Here is an 18598-nt window from a genome sequence, read left to right as displayed (position 1 = left end):
TGAGGTCATATCAGGCAGCATCACCGCTTCAGAACTAGAAGAGATTCTGTCCCCCCTCCCCTCGACACTGGAACGCTCACCTGAACCAACACGTTCAGCAGAATCCGATAATAATGATGCTGAATCCGATTGGACTCCACCTCTGTGGGACCTGCTGCCGGATAAATCCATAACCACAACACGAGAGCCGGAAGACACACCCACGTCCACGACTCCCCCGCCAGAAGAAACCCCCTGGCATCCGGATATCATCATCCCGACTGATGGCATCCCCATCTGGGGTGTACTGGCACCAGATGACGATCCACCAACAACAGAACCTGAGCCCACCCCTGTGGTGGAGGCTACTGAAGTAGTCGAAGAAGCGCGTAGGGTTTAAATAAAGAACACCTTGCAAATTCAATGGATGAACTTGCAAGGTGTTCTTTATTGTCTAAAAGGTGGTCGAGGGGGGACCTAGTTCAGGGCTGCGATGGCAGCGTCATAATCAGGTTCGGTCGTGACCTCGTCGACCAACTGGGTGTAGGTGACCTTTCCATCCTCATCGGCCACGATGACGGTGCGGGCGAAAAGGCCCTTCAGTGGGGAGCCTTCCAGAACCAGACCGAGATCCTCGCCGAAGGATGAGCGGAAGGCGGAAGCTGCGGTGACGTTCTCAATGTTCTCAGCACCACAGAAGCGACCCAGGGCGAAAGGAAGGTCCTTGGATACGCACAGCACGGTGGTGTTGTCCAGCTTGGATGCTTCTTCATTGAACTGTCGGACAGAAGCTGCACAGACGCCGGTGTCCACGGATGGGAAGATGTTCAGAACAATCTTCTTGCCCTTCAGGTCAGCGAGGGAAACCTCGCCCAGGTTGGTGTCAACCACGGTGAAGTCAGGGAGTGCATCCCCCACTGCTGGGAGGTTGCCGGAAGTTGGGGTTTCAGTACCATTAAAATGAGTCGTTGCCATGCCACCATCGTAGGGAGAACGCACCAGCCCTGCCATGAAATTTTTCAAAGGGCTCTTTTCTAGTATTTAAGCTGGTCTTTCCTTCCCTGCGACGGAATGGAATCGCAGTGGGCTTCTTGAGTGCCGGTCGTGTGTCCACCTGCGGGACGTAGACTCTGGCTTATGCATTCAGCTGATTCCCATGACATGATCCGCGTCCACGGAGCCCATGAAAATAATCTCAAGAATATTTCAGTGGATATCCCCAAACGCCGTTTGACGGTGTTCACCGGTGTCTCCGGATCTGGAAAATCCTCCCTGGTATTTGGCACCATCGCCGCTGAATCCCAGCGTCTGATCAATGAAACCTACAGTGCCTTTGTTCAGGGGTTCATGCCCACACTTGCCCGTCCGGATGTTGATCTCCTAGAGGGCATCACCACCGCGATCATTGTTGATCAGGAGCAGATGGGCAGCAATCCACGTTCCACCGTGGGAACGGCAACTGACGCCACCGCAATGTTGCGCATTCTTTTCTCCCGCATCGCTGAACCCAACGCAGGTGGCCCGGGTGCCTATTCCTTCAATGTGCCATCCGTGTCAGCCTCCGGCGCCATCACGGTGGGGAAGAATAGTGACGCCAAGAAGGAGAAAGTCTCCTTCAAACGCACAGGTGGCATGTGCCCGGCATGTTCCGGCATGGGGCGAGCCTCCGAGATCAAACTCGAGGAGCTTTATGACGCCGACCTCTCCCTCGAGGACGGTGCCCTGACCATTCCCGGCTACACCACCGGTGGGTGGAATCAGCGGATGTATGCCGAATCAGGCCTCTTCCCCGCTGATAAACCAATCAAGGATTTCACCGAGGAGGAACTGCATGATTTCCTGCACCTGGAGCCCACCAAGTTGAAGATCGCAGGGATCAACATGACCTATGAGGGGCTGTTGCTCCGCATCCGGAAATCAATGTTGAACAAGGACCCGGAAGGAATGCAGAAACACATCCGGACATTTGTGGACCGGGCTGTCATCTTTGTCCCCTGCCCAGAATGCGGCGGTACCCGTCTGGCGCAGCATGCCCTGGATTCCCGGATCAATGGGAAGAACATTGCAGATCTCTGTTCCATGGAGGTCCGTGAGCTGGCTGAGTGGATCAAGTCGGTGGATGCCCCGGAGGTGGCTCCACTACTCAGGGGGTTGACTGAGACCCTGGAGAATTTCGTCGCCATCGGTCTGGGTTATCTGCAGTTGGATCGTCCGGCAGGAACCCTGTCCGGTGGTGAGGCACAGCGAACCAAGATGATCCGCCACCTGGGGTCGCCACTGACCGATGTCACCTATGTTTTTGATGAGCCCACCGCTGGCCTGCATGCCCACGATATTGAGCGTATGAACCATTTACTCCTGGATCTGCGCAATAAGGGCAATACGGTCCTGGTGGTGGAGCATAAGCCGGAGACCATTGCTATTGCCGATCACGTGGTTGATCTCGGCCCCGGTGCTGGTGCCAGTGGTGGTGAGATCCAGTTTGAAGGAAGTGTGGCCGAGCTGGAGCAGTCGGATACGGTCACCGGTCGTTATTTCCATGACCGCGCCCGGTTGAAGGATTCTTTCCGCAGCCCTGAAGGTGTCTTGTCCCTCCGGGGTGCCAACCGCAACAATCTGCACAATGTTGATGTTGATATTCCACTCGGTGTGCTCACCGTGATCAGTGGTGTCGCCGGTTCCGGAAAGTCTTCCCTGGTGGCGGAGATTCCGCGCGATGAATCCTTTGTGTTTGTAGATCAGTCATCCATTCATGGTTCCAACCGTTCCAATCCGGCGACTTACACGGGGATGCTGGATTCGATCCGTAAGGCTTTTGCCAAGGAGAACGGGGTGAAGCCAGCATTGTTCTCGGCAAATTCGGAAGGGGCATGTGCCAACTGCAAGGGCGCGGGCGTGATTTCTGTGGACCTGGGGATGATGGCCGGGGCGTCCACGGCCTGTGAGGTGTGCGAGGGTAGGCGTTTTGATGACGCTGTGCTGGCCTATCACTTCGGAGGGAAGGATATTGCAGAGGTGCTCGGGATGCCTGCTGTGAAGGCCCTGGAGTTTTTCACGGCAGGTGAATCGAAGATTCCCGCTGCGGCGAAGATCGCGAAACGGCTGGTCGATGTCGGACTGGGCTATATCGCGCTGGGGCAACCACTGTCCACGCTTTCAGGTGGTGAGCGTCAGCGGCTGAAGTTGGCAACCCACATGGCGGATAAGGCCACCACTTTCATCCTGGATGAGCCGACCACGGGGTTACACCTTGCTGATGTGAAAATACTGCTCACCCTGTTTGATTCACTGGTGGAATCTGGAAAATCTGTCATCATCATTGAGCATCATCTGGGTGTGTTGGCGCATGCGGATCACATCATTGATGTTGGTCCGGGTGCTGGTTCTGATGGCGGCCGGGTCGTTTTTGAAGGTACACCCGCGGAGCTACTGGAAGAAGAAACCCCCACGGCCAGGTATCTGAAACAGTATCTCACCGGTTAAACTATTGAGAGGGAAATTTCTCAACTAGAATTTAGGTTCCATATCAACTAAATGACCCCGCTCATTATTTGGTTGTCAGAGAAGGCAGTATCGCGTGCAACATCAGGTTCAGGCCACAGTCATGGATTCCATTGGCCACATGCCCCAGTATGGAATTGAACACTGGAGCTTCCTGGTGCTCACGCTTGTCTGCATTCTCATCGCGGTTCCCTTGATCCGCCGGCATCCACAGCTTCTGAAACCCGCAGGGTGGGTCTTTCTGACTACGGCCGTCTTCTGGGCTGCCTGGGGTGTCCTGCCCGGAAACTTCACCCTGGATCAGTCACTGCCGTTCCACTTCTCAGATGTTCTGCGGGTGATCACAGCGATCGCGCTGATCACCCGTGCCCGGTGGGCGGTCTCGCTCACCATCTTCTGGGGTCTGACGCTCAACCTGATGTCGTTACTGTCCCCTGATCTCAACTACTACACGGTGCCCTGGATGGAAGCTTTCTTCTACTGGTTCCTCCACATCGTGGTGCTGGTTGCCGCCGTGGTGTTCATCTTCAGCCTGGGGTGCAAACCGGGCGCCGTGGATCTCGCGGTCACCATATTCATCACCATTGCCTGGGGCGTTCTCTGCCTGCTGGTCAATCAGATCACCGGGGCCAATTATGGCTACCTCTCCCATGAACCTGCGGTGGATTCCATCCTTGATCATCTGGGTGGCTGGCCCTTCTACATCGTGGCGGAGCTCTTCCTCCTGGGCATCGCCTGGGTCCTGTTGACCCTGGCAATCCGTAAGTTGACACTCCCTTATACGTCGAATACGCGAAATGTCATGGCAAATTCCACGGATGGGTCTTCCAGCAGTTCTGCTCCCTGACGTAGTGTCTCTGGAATGAATTCCTCCGGCTTGGGGTGATCTGGGAGTGCCTTGAGGTAGTCCACATGGGCGTGCAATGAGGCCACACCGGCATCCACTGATTCAGAAGACACCGCCACCACATGGGTGGGGTCGGGTACGCCTGCCACCAGAAGCTTAGCGGTGCTCCAAGGTTGAAGTTCCTCCACGTCCAGAAGTTCACGCTGGGCCCAGGGGTTTGCGGCGTCGCGGGCACCGTCAATGGTGGCCAGGCCGGCCACCCGGTGGTCTGCCTGGTTGAGTCCGCCATAGGCTTCCACATCAAAGTTGGGCACGATCACCGCATCGGGGCGTTGTCGCCTGATGGCCCGGGCGATGTCTCGTCGCAGTTCCAGGTTGTAGACCAGCATGGAATCCGGATGGTTGAGGATCTCAAGGTCTGTCACGCCGACTTCTTCACATGCTTTACGCTGTTCCGCGGCGCGTAACGCTCCGACCTCTGATGGGTCCATCCCTTGGATTCCAGCTTCACCGTGGGTGAGCAGGAGATAGGCCACTTCCACCCCGGCGTTGGTCCATTCCCGTACTGCGGCAGAGAGTCCGTATTCCGGGTCATCGGGGTGGGCGACCACCACGAGGACTTTCTTCCATTCATGCCAATCAAATTGTTCCACTGTAGTGTTCATACCCCCACCGTACTCAGAAGTCTTAAGCCAGCAGGGCCATCATGTAGATGCCGAACAGCATCAGCAGCACCGCACCATGCACCGCGGTGATCTTCCGAGCGCTGAATATCACGCCGGTGACAGCAATGGTGGCACCCAGGAGCAGCAGGTTGATGGGTGTTTCCCCCAGGATGACCTGCTGGCCGGTGAGATTGCCGATGATAAGCACGGAAGGGATGGTCAGGCCCAGGGTGGATACCAGTGCCCCGTGGGCCAGGTTGATCACGCGCTGGGTTTCCGCACCCCAGGCGGCTCGGACCGTGGTGATGGTTTCCGGCAGGAAGACGATCATGGCGATCACCAGGCCGGCAAGTGCGATCGGTGCCCCGAATTGTGTCAGGGTGGTGTCCATCAGCCCGGCCATGTCATGGGAGAGCCACACGATCGGCAGTACCGTCACCACCAGGAGGGCAATGCGGAAGATCACCTCACCATGGAAGGCCGGTGCTGTGGGGCCCATCGCCTCAGAGTCCTGGAAGTCTGTGGCCTGCGCGCCCATCTGACGCCACAGGAAGAAGGCATAAAGCACCATTGTGCACACCGCGACGGTGATCCCCTGGGCAGGGGCATAGTCACCCTCGTCGCTGAGGAATGCAGGTACCGCGAAGGCCACCGCGGAGAGCAGCAGGATCAGGGTCAGGTAGGTCTGCGCACCGGTTCCGTTATGGATCAGGGCACCGTGCCTGAGCCCGCCGACCAGGAAGGACACACCGACCACCAGGGCCATGATGATCATGGATACCGCCATCACGGAGTCGCGTGCGATGCTGGCGGACTCCCCCGGCCCCAGCATGACTGCGGCGATGAGGATGACCTCAATGATCACGATCGAGAGTGTCAGCACTAACGAACCATAGGGATCACCCAGGATCACCGCCAGGCGTTCGGCCTGTTTCACCACCCCGAAGGAGCAGAAGAGAATGACGGCGATGATGACAGTCAGCAGGAGCGCCGGCGGCCCGGGGAGTGCGAGCAGGAGAAACAGCGCGACTGTGGCCCAGCCGAGGATGATGCGCGCGTAGTCAATGAAGGATGTGGAAAAAGATGTGGACGGCATAGCCTCATGTCCTTCTTGCTTAGATTCAGGGGCCGTCCCCAGCAGATATCAGAAATGACAGAGGTCGTCCCCTGCATTCAGCCCAACTCTAACACGTGGTCCACCGGCACATTTCCAGGTCCTGCACAGTGTTCACGTTCCTGCATGGCCCACATGTCCCACCAGGGCGCGTAGTCGGGGTCACGTGTCAGGGCACGCTGTTTGCGCAGCGCTTCAGGCCCGGTGATCCTCACGGTGATCACCTCACCCAGCGCCTGCGCAGCACTTATCGACGCCCCGCTCACCGCCCCACATCCTTCAATGATGAGACTGTGCCCGGGCTGGATATCCACCCACTCTGAGGCTTGCTCCCCCACCCAGTCCCAACGCCAGAATCCCGGTGTTGTGGGGTGGAGAACGTCACGGGCAACCATCTCCTGTGCCTTGGCAAGCCCATCCCATCCAGGATAGAAGTCATCCAGGTGCACCAGTTGGAAACCGGTATCTGAAGCCAGTGTGCGGGCTAGGGTGGTTTTTCCGGAACCGGACTGTCCGTCGATGAGGATGGTGATCATCATGTACCCAGAAAACGGAAGTAACCGGTCTGGACTGACACCACGATGGCCACGGTGGAGATGACCAGGCAGGTGAGAATGACGGCGGCGTCGACAAGCCCCACGGTGGAGGTCCGCGCCCAGGTCCGGGAGTCATTACGCCCGAAACCGCGGGCCTCCATGGCCGTGGCCAGTTTGGAACCGCGCCGCAAGGACAACACGAGCAGACCGAAAGCCATGGTGAAAAAGTGCCGGATGCGGCCCTGATCCGCGATGCCGCGGGCACGTCGTGAACGGTCCATGGACTGCCAGTCATCACGGAACAAGGTGATCAGTCGACCGCCGGCGACAGCCCCGATGACGAAGCGCTCGGGAAGTTTCAACACCTGGGCCAGGCCGTCACCAAGGTCAGTGGGGTCCACCCGGGAAAGCAGCACCACCACCGGTAACCCCACGGCCAGCACACGGATGCCGATAGCCAACGCCAGGGACAGTGAGTTCTCTGTGACATGCGCCAGCAGGAAACTGAAGTATTCCGTACCCTCCGGGCGACCATAGAGCGCCATGGATACAGCCGCGATGGGAGCGATCAAAAACAGTGGCCAGCCGCGTTGGAGAAGTTGCTTCCAGCTGACCCCCACCAGTGGTGCCAGAAGGATGGTGGACACCAGCGCGATCCCTGCGGAAACCACATCCACGCTGATCAACAGTGGTGTGGTCAGGGCGATGATCGCCGCAATGCGGGTGACAGGATTGATATCTCTGATCAAGTTCACAGGGTGCTCAGCTCCACGTGGTGATCGCCCAGCGCTGCGATGAAATCAGGATCATGGGTGACCGAGATGATCGTGGTGTCCTTCAGTTCACGCAACATCCACACCAGTTCCCGGAAGGTACCAGGGTCCTGTCCGAAGGTCGGTTCATCCAGGATCAACAGTCTGGGAGCTGCCACCAGCGCTGTGGCCACGGACAGTCGACGCTTCTCCCCACCAGAAAGAGTGAAGGGATTAGCATGTTCCAGATGTCGCAGACGGAGACGGTCAAGCAGCTCCTCGATCCTCTCAGCACTGGCTGGATCAACAGTACCCCGGCGTTTTCCGGACATGATCTTCGGACCGACCTCAATCTCATCACGGACGGTACGTGCCACGAATTGATGTTCCGGATCCTGAAAAACTGTTCCGATACGACGCGCAAGCTCCGCTGACCGCCACTGGTGGGGCTGCTTCTTCAACCCCTGCCGCACGGTGTCGGACAGCTCAAAGCTTCCCTTCTTCGGCTGGATCAGACCACCGAGGGTCAGTGCCAGGGTGGTTTTCCCAGAGCCGTTAGCACCGGTGATCACCGTGGATGCCCCTTCCGGAATGCTGAAGGTACGTGGTGCGCCCCACTGGGTGAGAAGACTATCCGCGGTGACCAGGGGTGTGCTCCCCGGCTCCCGCCTGTTGGGCAGGTTAGTGGGCTTTTTCAGGTCTCTAACCTGGATTTCATGAACATTTCCCTGCTCCACCCGCAGGATACGATCCACCAGTCCCGACCATAATTGATGCCGGTGTTCCACCACGATCAAAGTCGCACCGGTGCGTTCCACCACCCGGTTAACCGCCTCCACCACCTCACGTTGCCCCTCCGGATCCAGGTTGGCGGTGGGTTCATCCAGCAGGATCAGGCGTGCCCCCATGGCGATGACCCCTGCCAGTGCCAGGCGCTGTTTCTGACCACCGGAAAGATACTTCGTGGGATGGCGCAGCGGCAGGTCAAGGCCAACCATATCCAGAGCCTGCTCCACCCGTGGCCAGATCTGATCACTGGGAACCTGGAGATTTTCGCATCCAAAGGCGACATCATCACCGATACGGGAGGCGATAACCTGCGAATCGGGGTCCTGGAGGACAAGGCCCACGGAGGAGGCGTCGACAAGCATGGAACCGAAAATCTCGCCCTCTGTGTCATCACCGAGCACACCGGCCAGTGCGGCGAGCAGAGTGGATTTTCCGGAACCGGAATCACCGGTGAGCAATACGCGCTCACCCGGTGCGATATCCAGATTGATGCCGGCAAGTGCTGCTTCCTTGCGTGAGGAGTGTCGGTAGCCGAAGTCACGAACCTGCACAGAGGTGCCGATTGTGGTGGTCACTAAACCTCCTTGCGCAGTTCGCGCCCGGCAGCGAAACGATCAAGTGCGCCGGTGCGTGCCAGGGCTCTAGTGAGATAGAAGCCAAGCACACCGGCCAGCACGGCTCCGGAGAACAGGAGACAGGAAAAATAGATGATGTTGAAGGCCAGCGACATGGCAAAGTAGGCGCTGAGGAATGCCTCCAGGATATAGGCGCCGACGGCAGCCCCCATGCCTGCGAGAACCACAACGGGCAGGGTGAAGCGTTTGTAGAGGAAGAGTGCGAAGATAAGCTCTGCACCCAGTCCCTGGGCGATACCGGAGTAGAGGGTTTCAATGCCCCACTGTGAGGCGAGAGCGGCCGATACCGATGCGGCGATCACTTCCACGAAGAGTGCAGCGCCTGGTTTACGGATGATCAGTCCGCCGAGCACACCGCCGAGCAGCCATACTCCGGCTGCCAGACCGCCAAGGCCTGGGGTCAGTGCGTTGAAGGCGGTGAACCAGGCATAACCGATCGAATTCCACACTACGAAGATCAGGCCGCAGGCCACACCCAGAACGGCTGCGATGACGATGTCAATGACCCGCCAGGTAGATTGTGCCTTCCGCGTGATTCCACTGGATGAAGGCAGACGTGTATCAGTCATATTTTCCTCCCTATCGCCGGCATTATCCGGATCAGGTTCAACGGTTGTGGCTGTGCCACCTCTCAGCCCGGTTTCTCACCCAGGGCACCCGTGCATATCTACTTGTGTACAGGGGGACATGCTAGCCCATAGTCAGGTGGTGTTGTCCAATATTTCCACTTCGGAGACCGGAACCCGGCCAGGTTGCTTCCTCATGTCACCCACCCTGACACATCAAACACCCCTCAACCACACCCCTAGGTACACCCTTGGCCAGTGAGGGATATCCCCAATCATGCAGGCAGTGGCCCTCACCACAAAAAACAAGCCTTGTTCACTCTGTGAACACCTTGCCGGGGTTGGGGCAAACGCATATCTTGAGGCGCAGACCCCCAATCTCCCCAGAGCAATAAAGGAGCCCACCCTCATGAATCATGTGCCAGTTGCCATTATTGGTGCAGGCCCGGCAGGGCTCACCCTTGCCCACCTCCTCCACCTCCAGGGTGTTGAGTCAATTGTCTTCGAATCCCGCACTCGTCAGGAGGTTGAGGAAACCGTCCGTGCCGGCATCCTGGAGCAGGGAACCCTGAACCTCATGCGGGACACCGGTGTGGGGGAACGCATGGAACGCGAGGAAGACCATGATGAAGCCATTGACATCGCTATCAATGGTGAGAATATCCGGATTCCGCTCACCGAACTGACCGGCCACAAAGTAGCGATCTACCCACAGCATGAGTATCTGAAGGACTTCATCGCCAAGCGTATCGACGATGGTGGCGAGCTCCTCTTTGAGACGACAGTGGACTCAGTGGGCAACTATGAAGACTCCGACGCACCCGCCCAGATCAGGTACACCGATGTGGCAGGAAACAGCCACCAGCTCACCGCTGACTACGTGGTTGCCGCCGATGGTTCCAATTCCCACTCACGCTCCCTGGTCACCGCAGATGATGGGATCCGTGCCCGTCACGAATACCCCTATGCCTGGTTCGGCGTCCTGGTGGAGGCCCCTAAAACCCAGAAGGAGCTCATCTACGCCACCCACCCCGAGGGTTTTGCACTGATCTCCACGCGCACCGACACCGTGCAGCGTTACTACCTGCAGTGCGATCCCAATGACACCGTGGACATGTGGTCAGATGACCGCATCTGGGAGCAGTTGCACCTGCGTGCTGACTCCCCCGGAATCACCGTGTCTGAAGGAAAGATCTTTGACAAGGCGGTTCTCCGTTTCCGTTCCGCAGTTACCGAACCCATGCAGCGGGGTCGTCTCTTCCTTGCCGGTGATGCCGCCCACACCGTCCCCCCCACCGGAGCCAAGGGGCTCAACCTGGCTGTTGCCGATGTCTCTGTTCTGGCTCCTGGCCTGGTGCGTGCCATCAAACGTGATGAGACCGACCTGCTGGCTGATTACACCAAGCTGGCCCTTCCCCGGGTGTGGAAGGCACAACACTTCTCCTACTGGATGAGCTCCATGCTCCACGCAGTACCTGGTGAGGATCACTTTGCCACCCAGCGCCGCTTTGCCGAGCTGCGTTCCGTCCTGGACTCCGAGGCCGGTCAGCGTTACCTGACTGAACAGTATGTGGGGCGCGACCTGCCGCATTTTGAGTACTAGAAGGGGCTAATAAATGACGATCTTGTCGTAGACCTCAAGCTCATTGTAGAAATGCTCCGCCACGCCCTCCGGCAGTCGGACACAGCCATGGGAATCGCCTTCTGGATCACCTTCATGGAAGGCATGTCCCTGGTTGGTGAAGTACACCGAAAAGGGCATGGGAGCATTGTCAAAGGCAAGAGAGACATCAAATTCGACCTTGCGGGAGACGTGGAAGGTGTCACGCGGGGTCTCATATCCCAGGCCACCCTGACCAATCGGCACAGCATCATAGGTGACTTCACCCTTTTCTTGCAGCCAGGCGCGCTCCCCATCCAGATCCACGCAGGCTCGTGCATACGGTGGGCAGTCACCGTGGTCAAAGGGCTCAGGCTCAGGAACAGTAGTTTCTAAAACAACCTCTTCCATCACCGCTTCAGTGGTGGTTTCCGGGGTGGCCACGATGGGGTCCTCCACTTGTTCCTCGCCACCATCCCCGTCTGGAATGGTGGTTACTGCAATTAGCGCTCCCGCCATGGAACCGATAACAAGTGCGCCGAGAGACCGGCGACTACGAAAGCCCCGTGTCAGGGAAGGTAGCTGCTGAGAAGCCATGGTTGCGAGTGTAGGTTCTATATAGCTTCATGTCCACGCACATGGGTGGCTAGAAGAATGCCTGCAGCAGCCCCAGATTATTGGCCATGAATACAGCGATGCCTCCGATGGCAGCAAGCGCTGCGATGATACCTGCCATCAGTCCCATACTGCTTCCCTCTGCTTCCGGTGATGGTGCTTTCGCAGTAGTGGTGCTCGGGGTTTCAGTAACGGTCACAGCAGGTTCTGTGACCGTGGTGGTGACAGGTGTTTCCATCACTGTTTCCGTCGGGATAGCCACTGAGGTGGTCGGTGGCACCGGCTCTGGTGTTTCCGTCACTGTTGGTACGGTCGCTGTTTCTTTGGGAGTCTCTGTGATGGTGGACAGCTCTCCGGTCAGAAAAAGGGTATGACAGTTCTGGGCGGCTCGCAGGATTGCAGCGGGAGAAATGACGGCATCGTACTTTTTCCGGCTTTCTGCCAGCGCTGCCTTCCGGGGTTCTAGAAACTCAATCAGGTTCGGTACAGAGGACTCCCTGACATTGAATGCCCCGATCGGTAGGCCGGTGGTGAGTTGTGTATAAGCGCCAACTGTTTTGCTGCTGGTTTCCTGTACTGTCCAGTCCGCACCCACCGGGATGACCGGAACATCAGACTCCGGGTAATTTTTCATCTCAGCCTTGCTCCACTCTGGAGCAAATTCCATCTCAAGGGAGAAACCTTCCTCAGTAAAGTGTGTCAGCTCCCTATAGGCATCAGTGCCCTTCACCGCGAAGAAAGACACTTCATACAGGGTGAATCCACTTCTCCGCTTGATGGCTGTGAGGCCGTCGTAGAAGCGGGAATCATTTGTTGCATACCCCTGGGAGATCCACCGATCAAAGTCAACATAGTGCTGGGAGAATTCAGGGAATTCCATACGCAGGTCAGCCTGCAGAACCTCATATTCCCGCAGCTGAGCCCGGTAGTGGTCCCTGGTGATCTGCCTTTCACTGTCGGTTGACATCGAGACACAGATGGAACGGTCATTCCTCTGCTCTTCATGGAAGTGAACGGCACCTGCGGTGGGGAGGACAGAAAAAGTCGCAGCAAAGATGCTGGCTGCAGTGGCACCAGTGATGAATTTCGATCGGGTCATTTTTCCTCCACATTGAAGTCACAACTAATGGGCAGGCCATAAACCGTTTTTTTGCCAGCATCAGTTCAATAAGAGTCCATATGACTGTGAAATATACACATCTGCTACCACTGAAGTTTGAACTTGGATTTTTTTCACCCCTGCCGATGCTCCGGCCGCGTCTACCCGGTGACGCACTCCGCCGCGACGCACCTGAAATCTCCTGCCAACCCTTTTTGGGACTGATCAGTTCGGGACAAATGTGAAGATCAGTGGCCCCCATGACGGTGAACCCGTCGTGGTTGAAGGATCACTGGCTGAGGGATCTGCACTGCCGACAAGCTAGCCGCAACGACATATGCACTTCAAGTAATTTCTCAACGCCCCACTCTCCTGTCCCCGCTGACCTGCATCTCCATCCCCCTCACTGACAGGCCAGCACTGGAGGCGTACGCTCGAAATCAAGTGAGCACCGTCACTTAACCTCCGCAGTAACTAGTTGATAAGGAGAAAGACCATGAGCACCACGCCACAGGACAATCCCTTCGCTGAAGAGAATCCGGAGGACAAGCACACCGCTCCCGCCGATGGTCCGGAAACGGATGATGAGAAGGCTGATGAGTGGGGCGATGAATCCTTCCCCAGCAGTGATCCTCCAGCAAACTATTAGCAGGAAGGTCCGAGAAATCCATGCCTACAACCGGTAATGAGAGCATCAAGATCAAGTCTCTCGGGCAGAAGATCTCCCGGATCGCTAAAAAGCATGGGTTCACCCTTGCAGCCGCAGAATCCCTGACCGGAGGAAGAATCTCCTGCCACCTGGCAGGTGCACCTGATTCCTCCTCCTGGTACGCCGGAGGGGTGACTTCCTATGAAACCCGTATCAAATACGAGGTTCTGGGAGTACCCGAGGGGCATCCCGTCATCGCTGAAGAAGCGGTGAGCCAGATGGCGGTGGGCGTCGCAAAGCTGATGACCGCTGATGTCGCCATCGCAGTATCCGGGGTGGGTGGCCCAGATAGTCAGGAAGGCAACCCGCCTGGCACCACTTGGATCGCGGCAGCGGTCCGGGGAACATTACACACCAGACTCCACTACTTTGATGGAGGCCCAGAGGACGTGCTGGAACAGACAGAAGAGCACGCTCTGACTCTCTTATATGACTCGATGGTGGAGTTCATCAACCTTCAGGAGAAGGATGTATGAAAGCACTAACCTGGCAGGGCAAAAGAAAACTCAGCGTGGACACCGTCCCCGATCCAATCCTCAAGGCGGACAACGACGCCATCATTCAAGTCACTTCCACCGGTCTATGCGGTTCTGACCTGCATCTCTATGAGGTTCTGGGACCTTTCATGGACAAGGGTGACATCATCGGCCACGAGCCGATGGGCAGAGTGGTGGAAGCTGGCCCCACCTCCAACCTGAATGTGGGCGACCGCGTGGTCATCCCCTTCAACATCTCCTGCGGTACCTGTTGGATGTGCACACGTGGCTTGTACTCCCAGTGTGAAATCACGCAGGTGAAGGAATACGACTCCGGTGCGAGCCTCTTTGGCTATTCCCGACTCTACGGCTCAGTGCCGGGAGGTCAGGCGGAATATCTGCGGGTCCCCCACGCAAATTTTGGACCGATCCATGTGGGAGATGATCTTCCCGACCACCGTTATCTCTTCTTGAGCGATGTCCTCCCCACTGCCTGGCAGGCCGTGCAATACGCCGACGTGGGTGAAGGCGACACCCTGGCGGTATATGGCCTGGGCCCAATCGGCCAGATGGCTGCGCGCATCGGACGCCATCTGGGCGCCCGGGTATTTGGCATCGATCCCGTGGCAGAGCGACGCGCCATGGCCGCCCGCCACGGGGTGGAGGTCTTTGAGCTTAACGACGACACCAATGCTGCAATCCGTGACCTGACTGAAGGTCGTGGCCCTGATGCCGTGGTGGATGCTGTCGGCATGGAAGCACACGCCTCCCCCGTGGGCAAACTCGCCCACGATGTCATGGGCCTGGTCCCTGACGTGGCTGCACGTCCCATGATGGAACACGCCGGCCTGGACAGGTTGGGCGCATTACACGGATCGATTGATCTGGTGCGCCGTGGCGGAACAGTTTCCCTCAGCGGTGTTTATGGCGGTGCGGCAAGCCCGATGCCACTGCTGACCATGTTTGATAAGCAGGTTCAGATGCGCATGGGACAGTGCAATGTGAAGGCCTGGATCGATGATCTCCTCCCCCTGGTGGAGGACTTTGCTGATCCACTCGGTCTGGATGATTTTGTCACCCACAGGACTCCACTGAGCCAGGCTCCGGAAGCCTATGAGAAATTCCAGAAGAAAGAGGACGGCTGCATCAAGGTCGTGCTCGACCCAACCCTCTGAAGAATAGGTGAGCAGGATGTCCGTTTCTGATCTTCTGGTTCGTCGCCTCACCACATGGGGTGTGAAACGCATCTACGGTTATTCCGGTGATGGCAATAACACCCTGCTGGGCGCACTCCGCCGTGCTGAGGACGGACCTGAATTCATCACCGCCCGCCATGAAGAGGGTGCTGCCTTCATGGCTGTGGGTGAAGCGAAATACAGCGGCGGTGTCGGAGTGGTGACCTCCACCCAGGGCCCCGGAGCAGTGCACCTGCTCAACGGGCTTTATGACGCCAAGCTCGACAGCGCACCCGTTGTTGCTCTGGTTGCCCAGCAGAGCAGATCGGTACTGGGTTCTGATTATCAACAGGAAATTGATCTGCATAATCTCTTTTCTGATGTGGCAACCCCCTTCATGGAAACCATCACCGTCCCGGAGCAGCTCCCCATGGTTCTGGATCGGGCGTTCCGCGCAGCGCTGGCCAATAGTGCCCCGGCGGTGGTGATCATCCCACATGATGTACAGCAGGCTGAAGAACCAGACCTGGGACAAAATCATGGTGAGGTGGTGACTGCTGCACATTGGAGTTTCGGCCACATGGTTCCCCTGGAATCGGACATTGAAAAGGCCGTGGAGGTGCTCGCTCAAGGTCAGAAGATCGCAATTCTGGCTGGCCGTGGTGTGCGCGATGCCCAATCGGAACTTCTCGAACTGGCGGAGCGCTTGGATGCCGGCATTACCACTGCGCTGCTGGGAAAGCCTTATGTGGATGAGGCCCATCGTCTGGCGGCGGGAAATATGGGGCATCTGGGCACCAGTTCAGCCAACTGGGTTCTCCAAAACTGCGACACCCTGCTGATTATCGGTGCTAACAGCCCCTGGACGGAGTTCTATCCACCACCAGGTCAGGCACGCGCAGTCCAGATTGATGTGGACCCCTCCATCCTTGGTAACCGCTACTCCCCTATTGATGTGGGTCTGGTGGGCCAGGCAGGTCCGGCTATCCGTGCTTTGTTGGAAAAACTTCCTCCCCAGGCTGAGGGATGGGGTGCAGAGGTCGAAAAAGCCATTGCGCAATCCCGGCAAGTCGCCCAACGCCGCTCCCAGGTTCCAGCGCACCCGCTCAATCCAGATCTGGTCATGCGTAAAGTCAATAATCTGCTCTGGGATGACACCCAGTTAGCTGTTGATGTGGGCAGCTCCGTCTATCACTATGTCCGTCAGATCACCCTGCCCCGTGGCGCCAATGCCCATCTATCCAGCACCCTGGCATCCATGGGTTGTGGCATCCCCTATGGCATCAGCGCCAAGGAGGTTGCATCAGATCGCCCCGTGGTGGTTCTTGCCGGTGACGGCGCCATGACCATGTTGGGGATCAATGAGCTGATCACGGTGGCTGATCGATGGCGCTCCTGGTCGGATCATCGTTTCGTGGTGGTGGTTCTCAGCAATAAGGATCTCTCCGAGGTGACCTGGGAGCAGCGGGAAACAGAATCTGAACCCCGATTTGAAGCTTCACAGAAGGTTCCCGCCTTTGATTTCGTGGCCTATGCACAGTTGTTGGGGTTGCGCGGAGTGCACCTTCATGATCCAGGCAGCCTTGATCAGGTGCTAGCGGAGGCCTTTGAGTCTGACCGGCCTGTGATCATCGAAGCCCACACCGATCCGGATATTCCTCTGATCCCGCCCTATCCCCAGGGTCGGGAACTGGTGGAAGCCATGCGCGAGGGTATTACAGCCGAGGGTGCTTCCGGAGAACACGCGCTCAAGCTGGTGAATGCATACGCTGCGATTGAAGATGAGCATGGCTTTTAAAAAGTCAGCAACCGCCGACGCGTAGTGTGGCGTGCATGAATCACCATTTTGAAATCAAGGTACCCGGCGGAAAACTCGTGGTTGTGGATGTCACCACCGCAGATGACGTGATCACCGATCTGCAGGTGTCAGGAGATTTCTTCATCGATCCTGATGAAGCTTTCCTCGCACTGGGAGCTGCCATCAACGGCGCCTCCACCAAGGATCCGGCAGATGAGCTGCGCAGGCGTTTCGACGCCGCTCTGGCCCCATTTGGCGAGGATCTGGAATTCCACGGTTTCACCACCGGTGACATCGCCCAGGCTGTGCGGCGTGCCGTCACCGGTGGCACTGACTTCACCGATCATCAATGGGAGATCCTCCACCCCGGAATCCTCCCCACTCCGGTGAATGTGGCACTTGATGATCTCCTTCTGGAGCAGGTCGCCAGCGGTCAGCGTCCCCCCACACTACGTTTCTGGGAGTGGGATGACCGTGCCATCGTCATGGGTTCCTTCCAGTCCTATGCCAATGAAATTGATGCCGATGGGGTGAAGGAACATGATGTCACCGTAGTTCGCCGGATGTCCGGTGGCGGAGCGATGTTCATGGAGGGTGGCAACTGCATCACCTATTCCCTCTACGCCCCGGACTCCCTGGTTGCAGGTCTGAACTATGAAGAATCCTATGAATATCTGGACCGTTGGGTCCTTGCAGCATTAAAAGAACACGGCGTGGAGGCCTGGTACGTTCCAATCAATGACATCACCTCCACCGGTGGCAAAATCGGCGGTGCAGCACAGAAGCGTCGCAGTGGCGCCGTCCTGCACCACGTGACCATGTCCTATGACATCGATGCGGACATGATGACGCAGGTGCTGCGCATCGGCAAGGTGAAGATCGCTGACAAGGGTCTGCGTTCTGCCAAGAAACGTGTGGATCCACTACGCAGTCAGACCGGTGCCCCACGTGAGGCGATCATCGAGACGATGAAAACCACCTTCACCAACCGCTATGGCGGAACCGAAGCCAAGCTGGGCAAGAAGGACATGAGCAAGGTTGAAGAGCTGGTGGAAACACGTTATGGCACCGAGGAATGGACTCACCGCGTCCGTTAGATCTTCGTGTCTGCTGGTGGCTCCGGCTCAGCTTCCACATCGAATGCCCATTGCACCTCGAACTTATCCATGACCTGCCCATAGAACCCTCCCCAGGGAGCCTCCTCAAAAGGCATGGTGACCTGACCACCATGGTCAACCATGCGTTGGATGAGCTCGCGGGCCTCATCAGCTGTGTTGAGACTGTAGAGCAGTGAATACGCAGTGTCGCGCAGGGGCAGCACCGGCTGCCCTGGCATATCATCTCCACCAACGAGGGTGCCCCCGGCCAGTTTCAGTTGGGCATGGGCAACCAGCTCGGGATCTGGTTCGAAGGGGAAGCCCTCGGTGGACATTTCTCCGTACTTCAGCATGGTCAGATCACCATCGAAGATCTCAGCCCAGTGTGCAAAAACCTGAGACGCATTTCCGGGCAATGTGAAATAGGTGGACAAATTCTTCTTCATGTCAGCAGGATCCTGGTTCTCTCTTGAGGGAAAGTTGCTCTGACACGGTCTAGTTTACGCCCCCGGAGTGGTGGAAACGTGCTGCGTCACATAACTTTTCCAGACCATTATCCAAAGATGGAAATTGAAGTGACAGGGGTGGGAAAAGTGCCATTTATGGTGGTCTTTTTCTCCGGTGAGGGTGGTCGTGTCCGCACCG

18 protein-coding genes, 1 pseudogene and 1 riboswitch are annotated in these 18598 nt (G+C 57.4%); of the genes and pseudogenes, 9 read left to right on the top strand and 10 right to left on the bottom strand.

All coding sequences use genetic code 11. The annotated features are described in order from the left end of the window. A pseudogene (locus Q0M74_RS03265) lies at positions 1-379 on the top strand (hypothetical protein); the annotation flags it as partial. A 77-nt stretch (positions 380-456) separates the two neighbouring features. On the opposite strand, the gene tpx reads toward Q0M74_RS03265, so the two are convergent. Next, entirely contained in the window at positions 457-954 is a 498-nt protein-coding gene (tpx, locus tag Q0M74_RS03260) for a thiol peroxidase (protein WP_293951617.1), read from the bottom strand. A 162-nt stretch (positions 955-1116) separates the two neighbouring features. On the opposite strand from tpx, the gene Q0M74_RS03255 reads away from it, so the two are divergent. Then, positions 1117-3462, top strand: coding sequence for an excinuclease ABC subunit UvrA (locus Q0M74_RS03255; protein WP_293951616.1), 2346 nt, complete (start codon positions 1117-1119; stop codon positions 3460-3462). 121 nt (positions 3463-3583) lie between these two features. After that, the gene (locus Q0M74_RS03250) at positions 3584-4327 is read left to right on the top strand and encodes a TIGR02206 family membrane protein (protein ID WP_293951615.1); all 744 of its coding nucleotides are present in this window, start codon (positions 3584-3586) and stop codon (positions 4325-4327) included. Here the strand turns inward: Q0M74_RS03250 and Q0M74_RS03245 are convergent. From Q0M74_RS03245 to Q0M74_RS03220, 6 genes are all read right to left on the bottom strand, one after another. Next, complete coding sequence (locus Q0M74_RS03245) at positions 4258-4992, bottom strand: PIG-L deacetylase family protein (protein ID WP_293951614.1); 735 nt, start codon at positions 4990-4992, stop codon at positions 4258-4260. The genes Q0M74_RS03250 and Q0M74_RS03245 overlap by 70 nt on opposite strands. A gap of 22 nt (positions 4993-5014) precedes the next feature. After that, the gene (locus Q0M74_RS03240) at positions 5015-6088 is read right to left on the bottom strand and encodes a calcium:proton antiporter (protein ID WP_293951613.1); all 1074 of its coding nucleotides are present in this window, start codon (positions 6086-6088) and stop codon (positions 5015-5017) included. Positions 6089-6165: 77 nt separating this feature from the next. Beyond that, a complete protein-coding gene (locus Q0M74_RS03235) occupies positions 6166-6642 on the bottom strand; it encodes a hypothetical protein (protein WP_293951618.1) in 477 nt (158 codons plus the stop codon). Then, a complete protein-coding gene (locus Q0M74_RS03230) occupies positions 6642-7397 on the bottom strand; it encodes an energy-coupling factor transporter transmembrane protein EcfT (RefSeq protein WP_293951612.1) in 756 nt (251 codons plus the stop codon). The genes Q0M74_RS03235 and Q0M74_RS03230 overlap by 1 nt, the downstream gene beginning before the upstream one ends. Continuing rightward, positions 7394-8758, bottom strand: a complete 1365-nt coding sequence (locus tag Q0M74_RS03225) for an ABC transporter ATP-binding protein (RefSeq protein WP_293951611.1) — start codon at positions 8756-8758, stop codon at positions 7394-7396. The genes Q0M74_RS03230 and Q0M74_RS03225 overlap by 4 nt, the downstream gene beginning before the upstream one ends. Further along, positions 8758-9387, bottom strand: a complete 630-nt coding sequence (locus Q0M74_RS03220) for an ECF transporter S component (protein ID WP_293951610.1) — start codon at positions 9385-9387, stop codon at positions 8758-8760. The genes Q0M74_RS03225 and Q0M74_RS03220 overlap by 1 nt, the downstream gene beginning before the upstream one ends. Continuing rightward, positions 9378-9489: riboswitch (TPP riboswitch) on the bottom strand. It overlaps the preceding gene by 10 nt. A 304-nt stretch (positions 9490-9793) precedes the next feature. On the opposite strand from Q0M74_RS03220, the gene Q0M74_RS03215 reads away from it, so the two are divergent. After that, positions 9794-10987 carry a 4-hydroxybenzoate 3-monooxygenase gene (locus Q0M74_RS03215; protein WP_293951609.1) on the top strand — a complete coding sequence of 398 codons (1194 nt, stop codon included), beginning with the start codon at positions 9794-9796 and terminating at the stop codon, positions 10985-10987. Between the two features lie 6 nt (positions 10988-10993). On the opposite strand, the gene Q0M74_RS03210 is transcribed toward Q0M74_RS03215, so the two are convergent. Together Q0M74_RS03210 and Q0M74_RS03205 are read right to left on the bottom strand one after the other, a co-directional pair. Then, positions 10994-11581, bottom strand: a complete 588-nt coding sequence (locus tag Q0M74_RS03210) for a L,D-transpeptidase (RefSeq protein WP_293951608.1) — start codon at positions 11579-11581, stop codon at positions 10994-10996. A gap of 49 nt (positions 11582-11630) precedes the next feature. Continuing rightward, the gene (locus Q0M74_RS03205) at positions 11631-12698 is read right to left on the bottom strand and encodes a hypothetical protein (RefSeq protein WP_293951607.1); all 1068 of its coding nucleotides are present in this window, start codon (positions 12696-12698) and stop codon (positions 11631-11633) included. 496 nt (positions 12699-13194) lie between these two features. Here Q0M74_RS03205 and Q0M74_RS03200 point away from each other — a divergent pair, with 496 nt between their 5' ends. The 5 genes from Q0M74_RS03200 to Q0M74_RS03180 are packed head-to-tail and all read left to right on the top strand — an operon-like array spanning position 13195 to position 17953. After that, complete coding sequence (locus Q0M74_RS03200) at positions 13195-13347, top strand: hypothetical protein (RefSeq protein WP_293951606.1); 153 nt, start codon at positions 13195-13197, stop codon at positions 13345-13347. A 20-nt stretch (positions 13348-13367) separates the two neighbouring features. Continuing rightward, positions 13368-13883 (top strand): CinA family protein, encoded by a 516-nt coding sequence (locus Q0M74_RS03195; RefSeq protein WP_293951605.1) that lies wholly within the window; start codon positions 13368-13370, stop codon positions 13881-13883. Next, a complete protein-coding gene (locus tag Q0M74_RS03190) occupies positions 13880-15058 on the top strand; it encodes a zinc-dependent alcohol dehydrogenase (RefSeq protein ID WP_293951604.1) in 1179 nt (392 codons plus the stop codon). Before Q0M74_RS03195 ends, Q0M74_RS03190 begins: the two co-directional genes overlap by 4 nt. Positions 15059-15074: 16 nt before the next feature. After that, positions 15075-16856, top strand: coding sequence for a thiamine pyrophosphate-requiring protein (locus Q0M74_RS03185; protein WP_293951603.1), 1782 nt, complete (start codon positions 15075-15077; stop codon positions 16854-16856). A 35-nt stretch (positions 16857-16891) separates the two neighbouring features. Continuing rightward, positions 16892-17953 carry a biotin/lipoate A/B protein ligase family protein gene (locus Q0M74_RS03180; protein WP_293951602.1) on the top strand — a complete coding sequence of 354 codons (1062 nt, stop codon included), beginning with the start codon at positions 16892-16894 and terminating at the stop codon, positions 17951-17953. Here Q0M74_RS03180 and Q0M74_RS03175 read toward each other — a convergent pair. Beyond that, complete coding sequence (locus Q0M74_RS03175) at positions 17950-18399, bottom strand: VOC family protein (RefSeq protein ID WP_293951601.1); 450 nt, start codon at positions 18397-18399, stop codon at positions 17950-17952. The two genes, Q0M74_RS03180 and Q0M74_RS03175, sit on opposite strands and share 4 nt — an antisense overlap. Positions 18400-18598 lie beyond the last annotated feature (199 nt).

The sequence above is a fragment of the uncultured Corynebacterium sp. genome, assembly GCF_945649885.1.
GTDB lineage: Bacteria > Actinomycetota > Actinomycetes > Mycobacteriales > Mycobacteriaceae > Corynebacterium.
This window is presented reverse-complemented; position numbering and strand designations above follow the sequence as displayed.

Excerpts from the sequence above, each read along its gene's own strand:
- Q0M74_RS03195 (WP_293951605.1), top strand. The coding sequence starts at position 13,368 with ATGCCTACAACCGGTAATGAGAGCATCAAGATCAAGTCTCTCGGGCAG.
- Q0M74_RS03180 (WP_293951602.1), top strand. The coding sequence starts at position 16,892 with ATGAATCACCATTTTGAAATCAAGGTACCCGGCGGAAAACTCGTGGTT.
- Q0M74_RS03245 (WP_293951614.1), bottom strand. The coding sequence starts at position 4,992 with ATGAACACTACAGTGGAACAATTTGATTGGCATGAATGGAAGAAAGTC.
- tpx (WP_293951617.1), bottom strand. The coding sequence starts at position 954 with ATGGCAACGACTCATTTTAATGGTACTGAAACCCCAACTTCCGGCAAC.
- Q0M74_RS03210 (WP_293951608.1), bottom strand. The coding sequence starts at position 11,581 with ATGGCTTCTCAGCAGCTACCTTCCCTGACACGGGGCTTTCGTAGTCGC.
- Q0M74_RS03215 (WP_293951609.1), top strand. The coding sequence starts at position 9,794 with ATGAATCATGTGCCAGTTGCCATTATTGGTGCAGGCCCGGCAGGGCTC.
- Q0M74_RS03200 (WP_293951606.1), top strand. The coding sequence starts at position 13,195 with ATGAGCACCACGCCACAGGACAATCCCTTCGCTGAAGAGAATCCGGAG.
- Q0M74_RS03175 (WP_293951601.1), bottom strand. The coding sequence starts at position 18,399 with ATGAAGAAGAATTTGTCCACCTATTTCACATTGCCCGGAAATGCGTCT.
- Q0M74_RS03240 (WP_293951613.1), bottom strand. The coding sequence starts at position 6,088 with ATGCCGTCCACATCTTTTTCCACATCCTTCATTGACTACGCGCGCATC.
- Q0M74_RS03220 (WP_293951610.1), bottom strand. The coding sequence starts at position 9,387 with ATGACTGATACACGTCTGCCTTCATCCAGTGGAATCACGCGGAAGGCA.
- Q0M74_RS03205 (WP_293951607.1), bottom strand. The coding sequence starts at position 12,698 with ATGACCCGATCGAAATTCATCACTGGTGCCACTGCAGCCAGCATCTTT.
- Q0M74_RS03235 (WP_293951618.1), bottom strand. The coding sequence starts at position 6,642 with ATGATCACCATCCTCATCGACGGACAGTCCGGTTCCGGAAAAACCACC.
- Q0M74_RS03190 (WP_293951604.1), top strand. The coding sequence starts at position 13,880 with ATGAAAGCACTAACCTGGCAGGGCAAAAGAAAACTCAGCGTGGACACC.
- Q0M74_RS03255 (WP_293951616.1), top strand. The coding sequence starts at position 1,117 with ATGCATTCAGCTGATTCCCATGACATGATCCGCGTCCACGGAGCCCAT.
- Q0M74_RS03185 (WP_293951603.1), top strand. The coding sequence starts at position 15,075 with ATGTCCGTTTCTGATCTTCTGGTTCGTCGCCTCACCACATGGGGTGTG.
- Q0M74_RS03250 (WP_293951615.1), top strand. The coding sequence starts at position 3,584 with ATGGATTCCATTGGCCACATGCCCCAGTATGGAATTGAACACTGGAGC.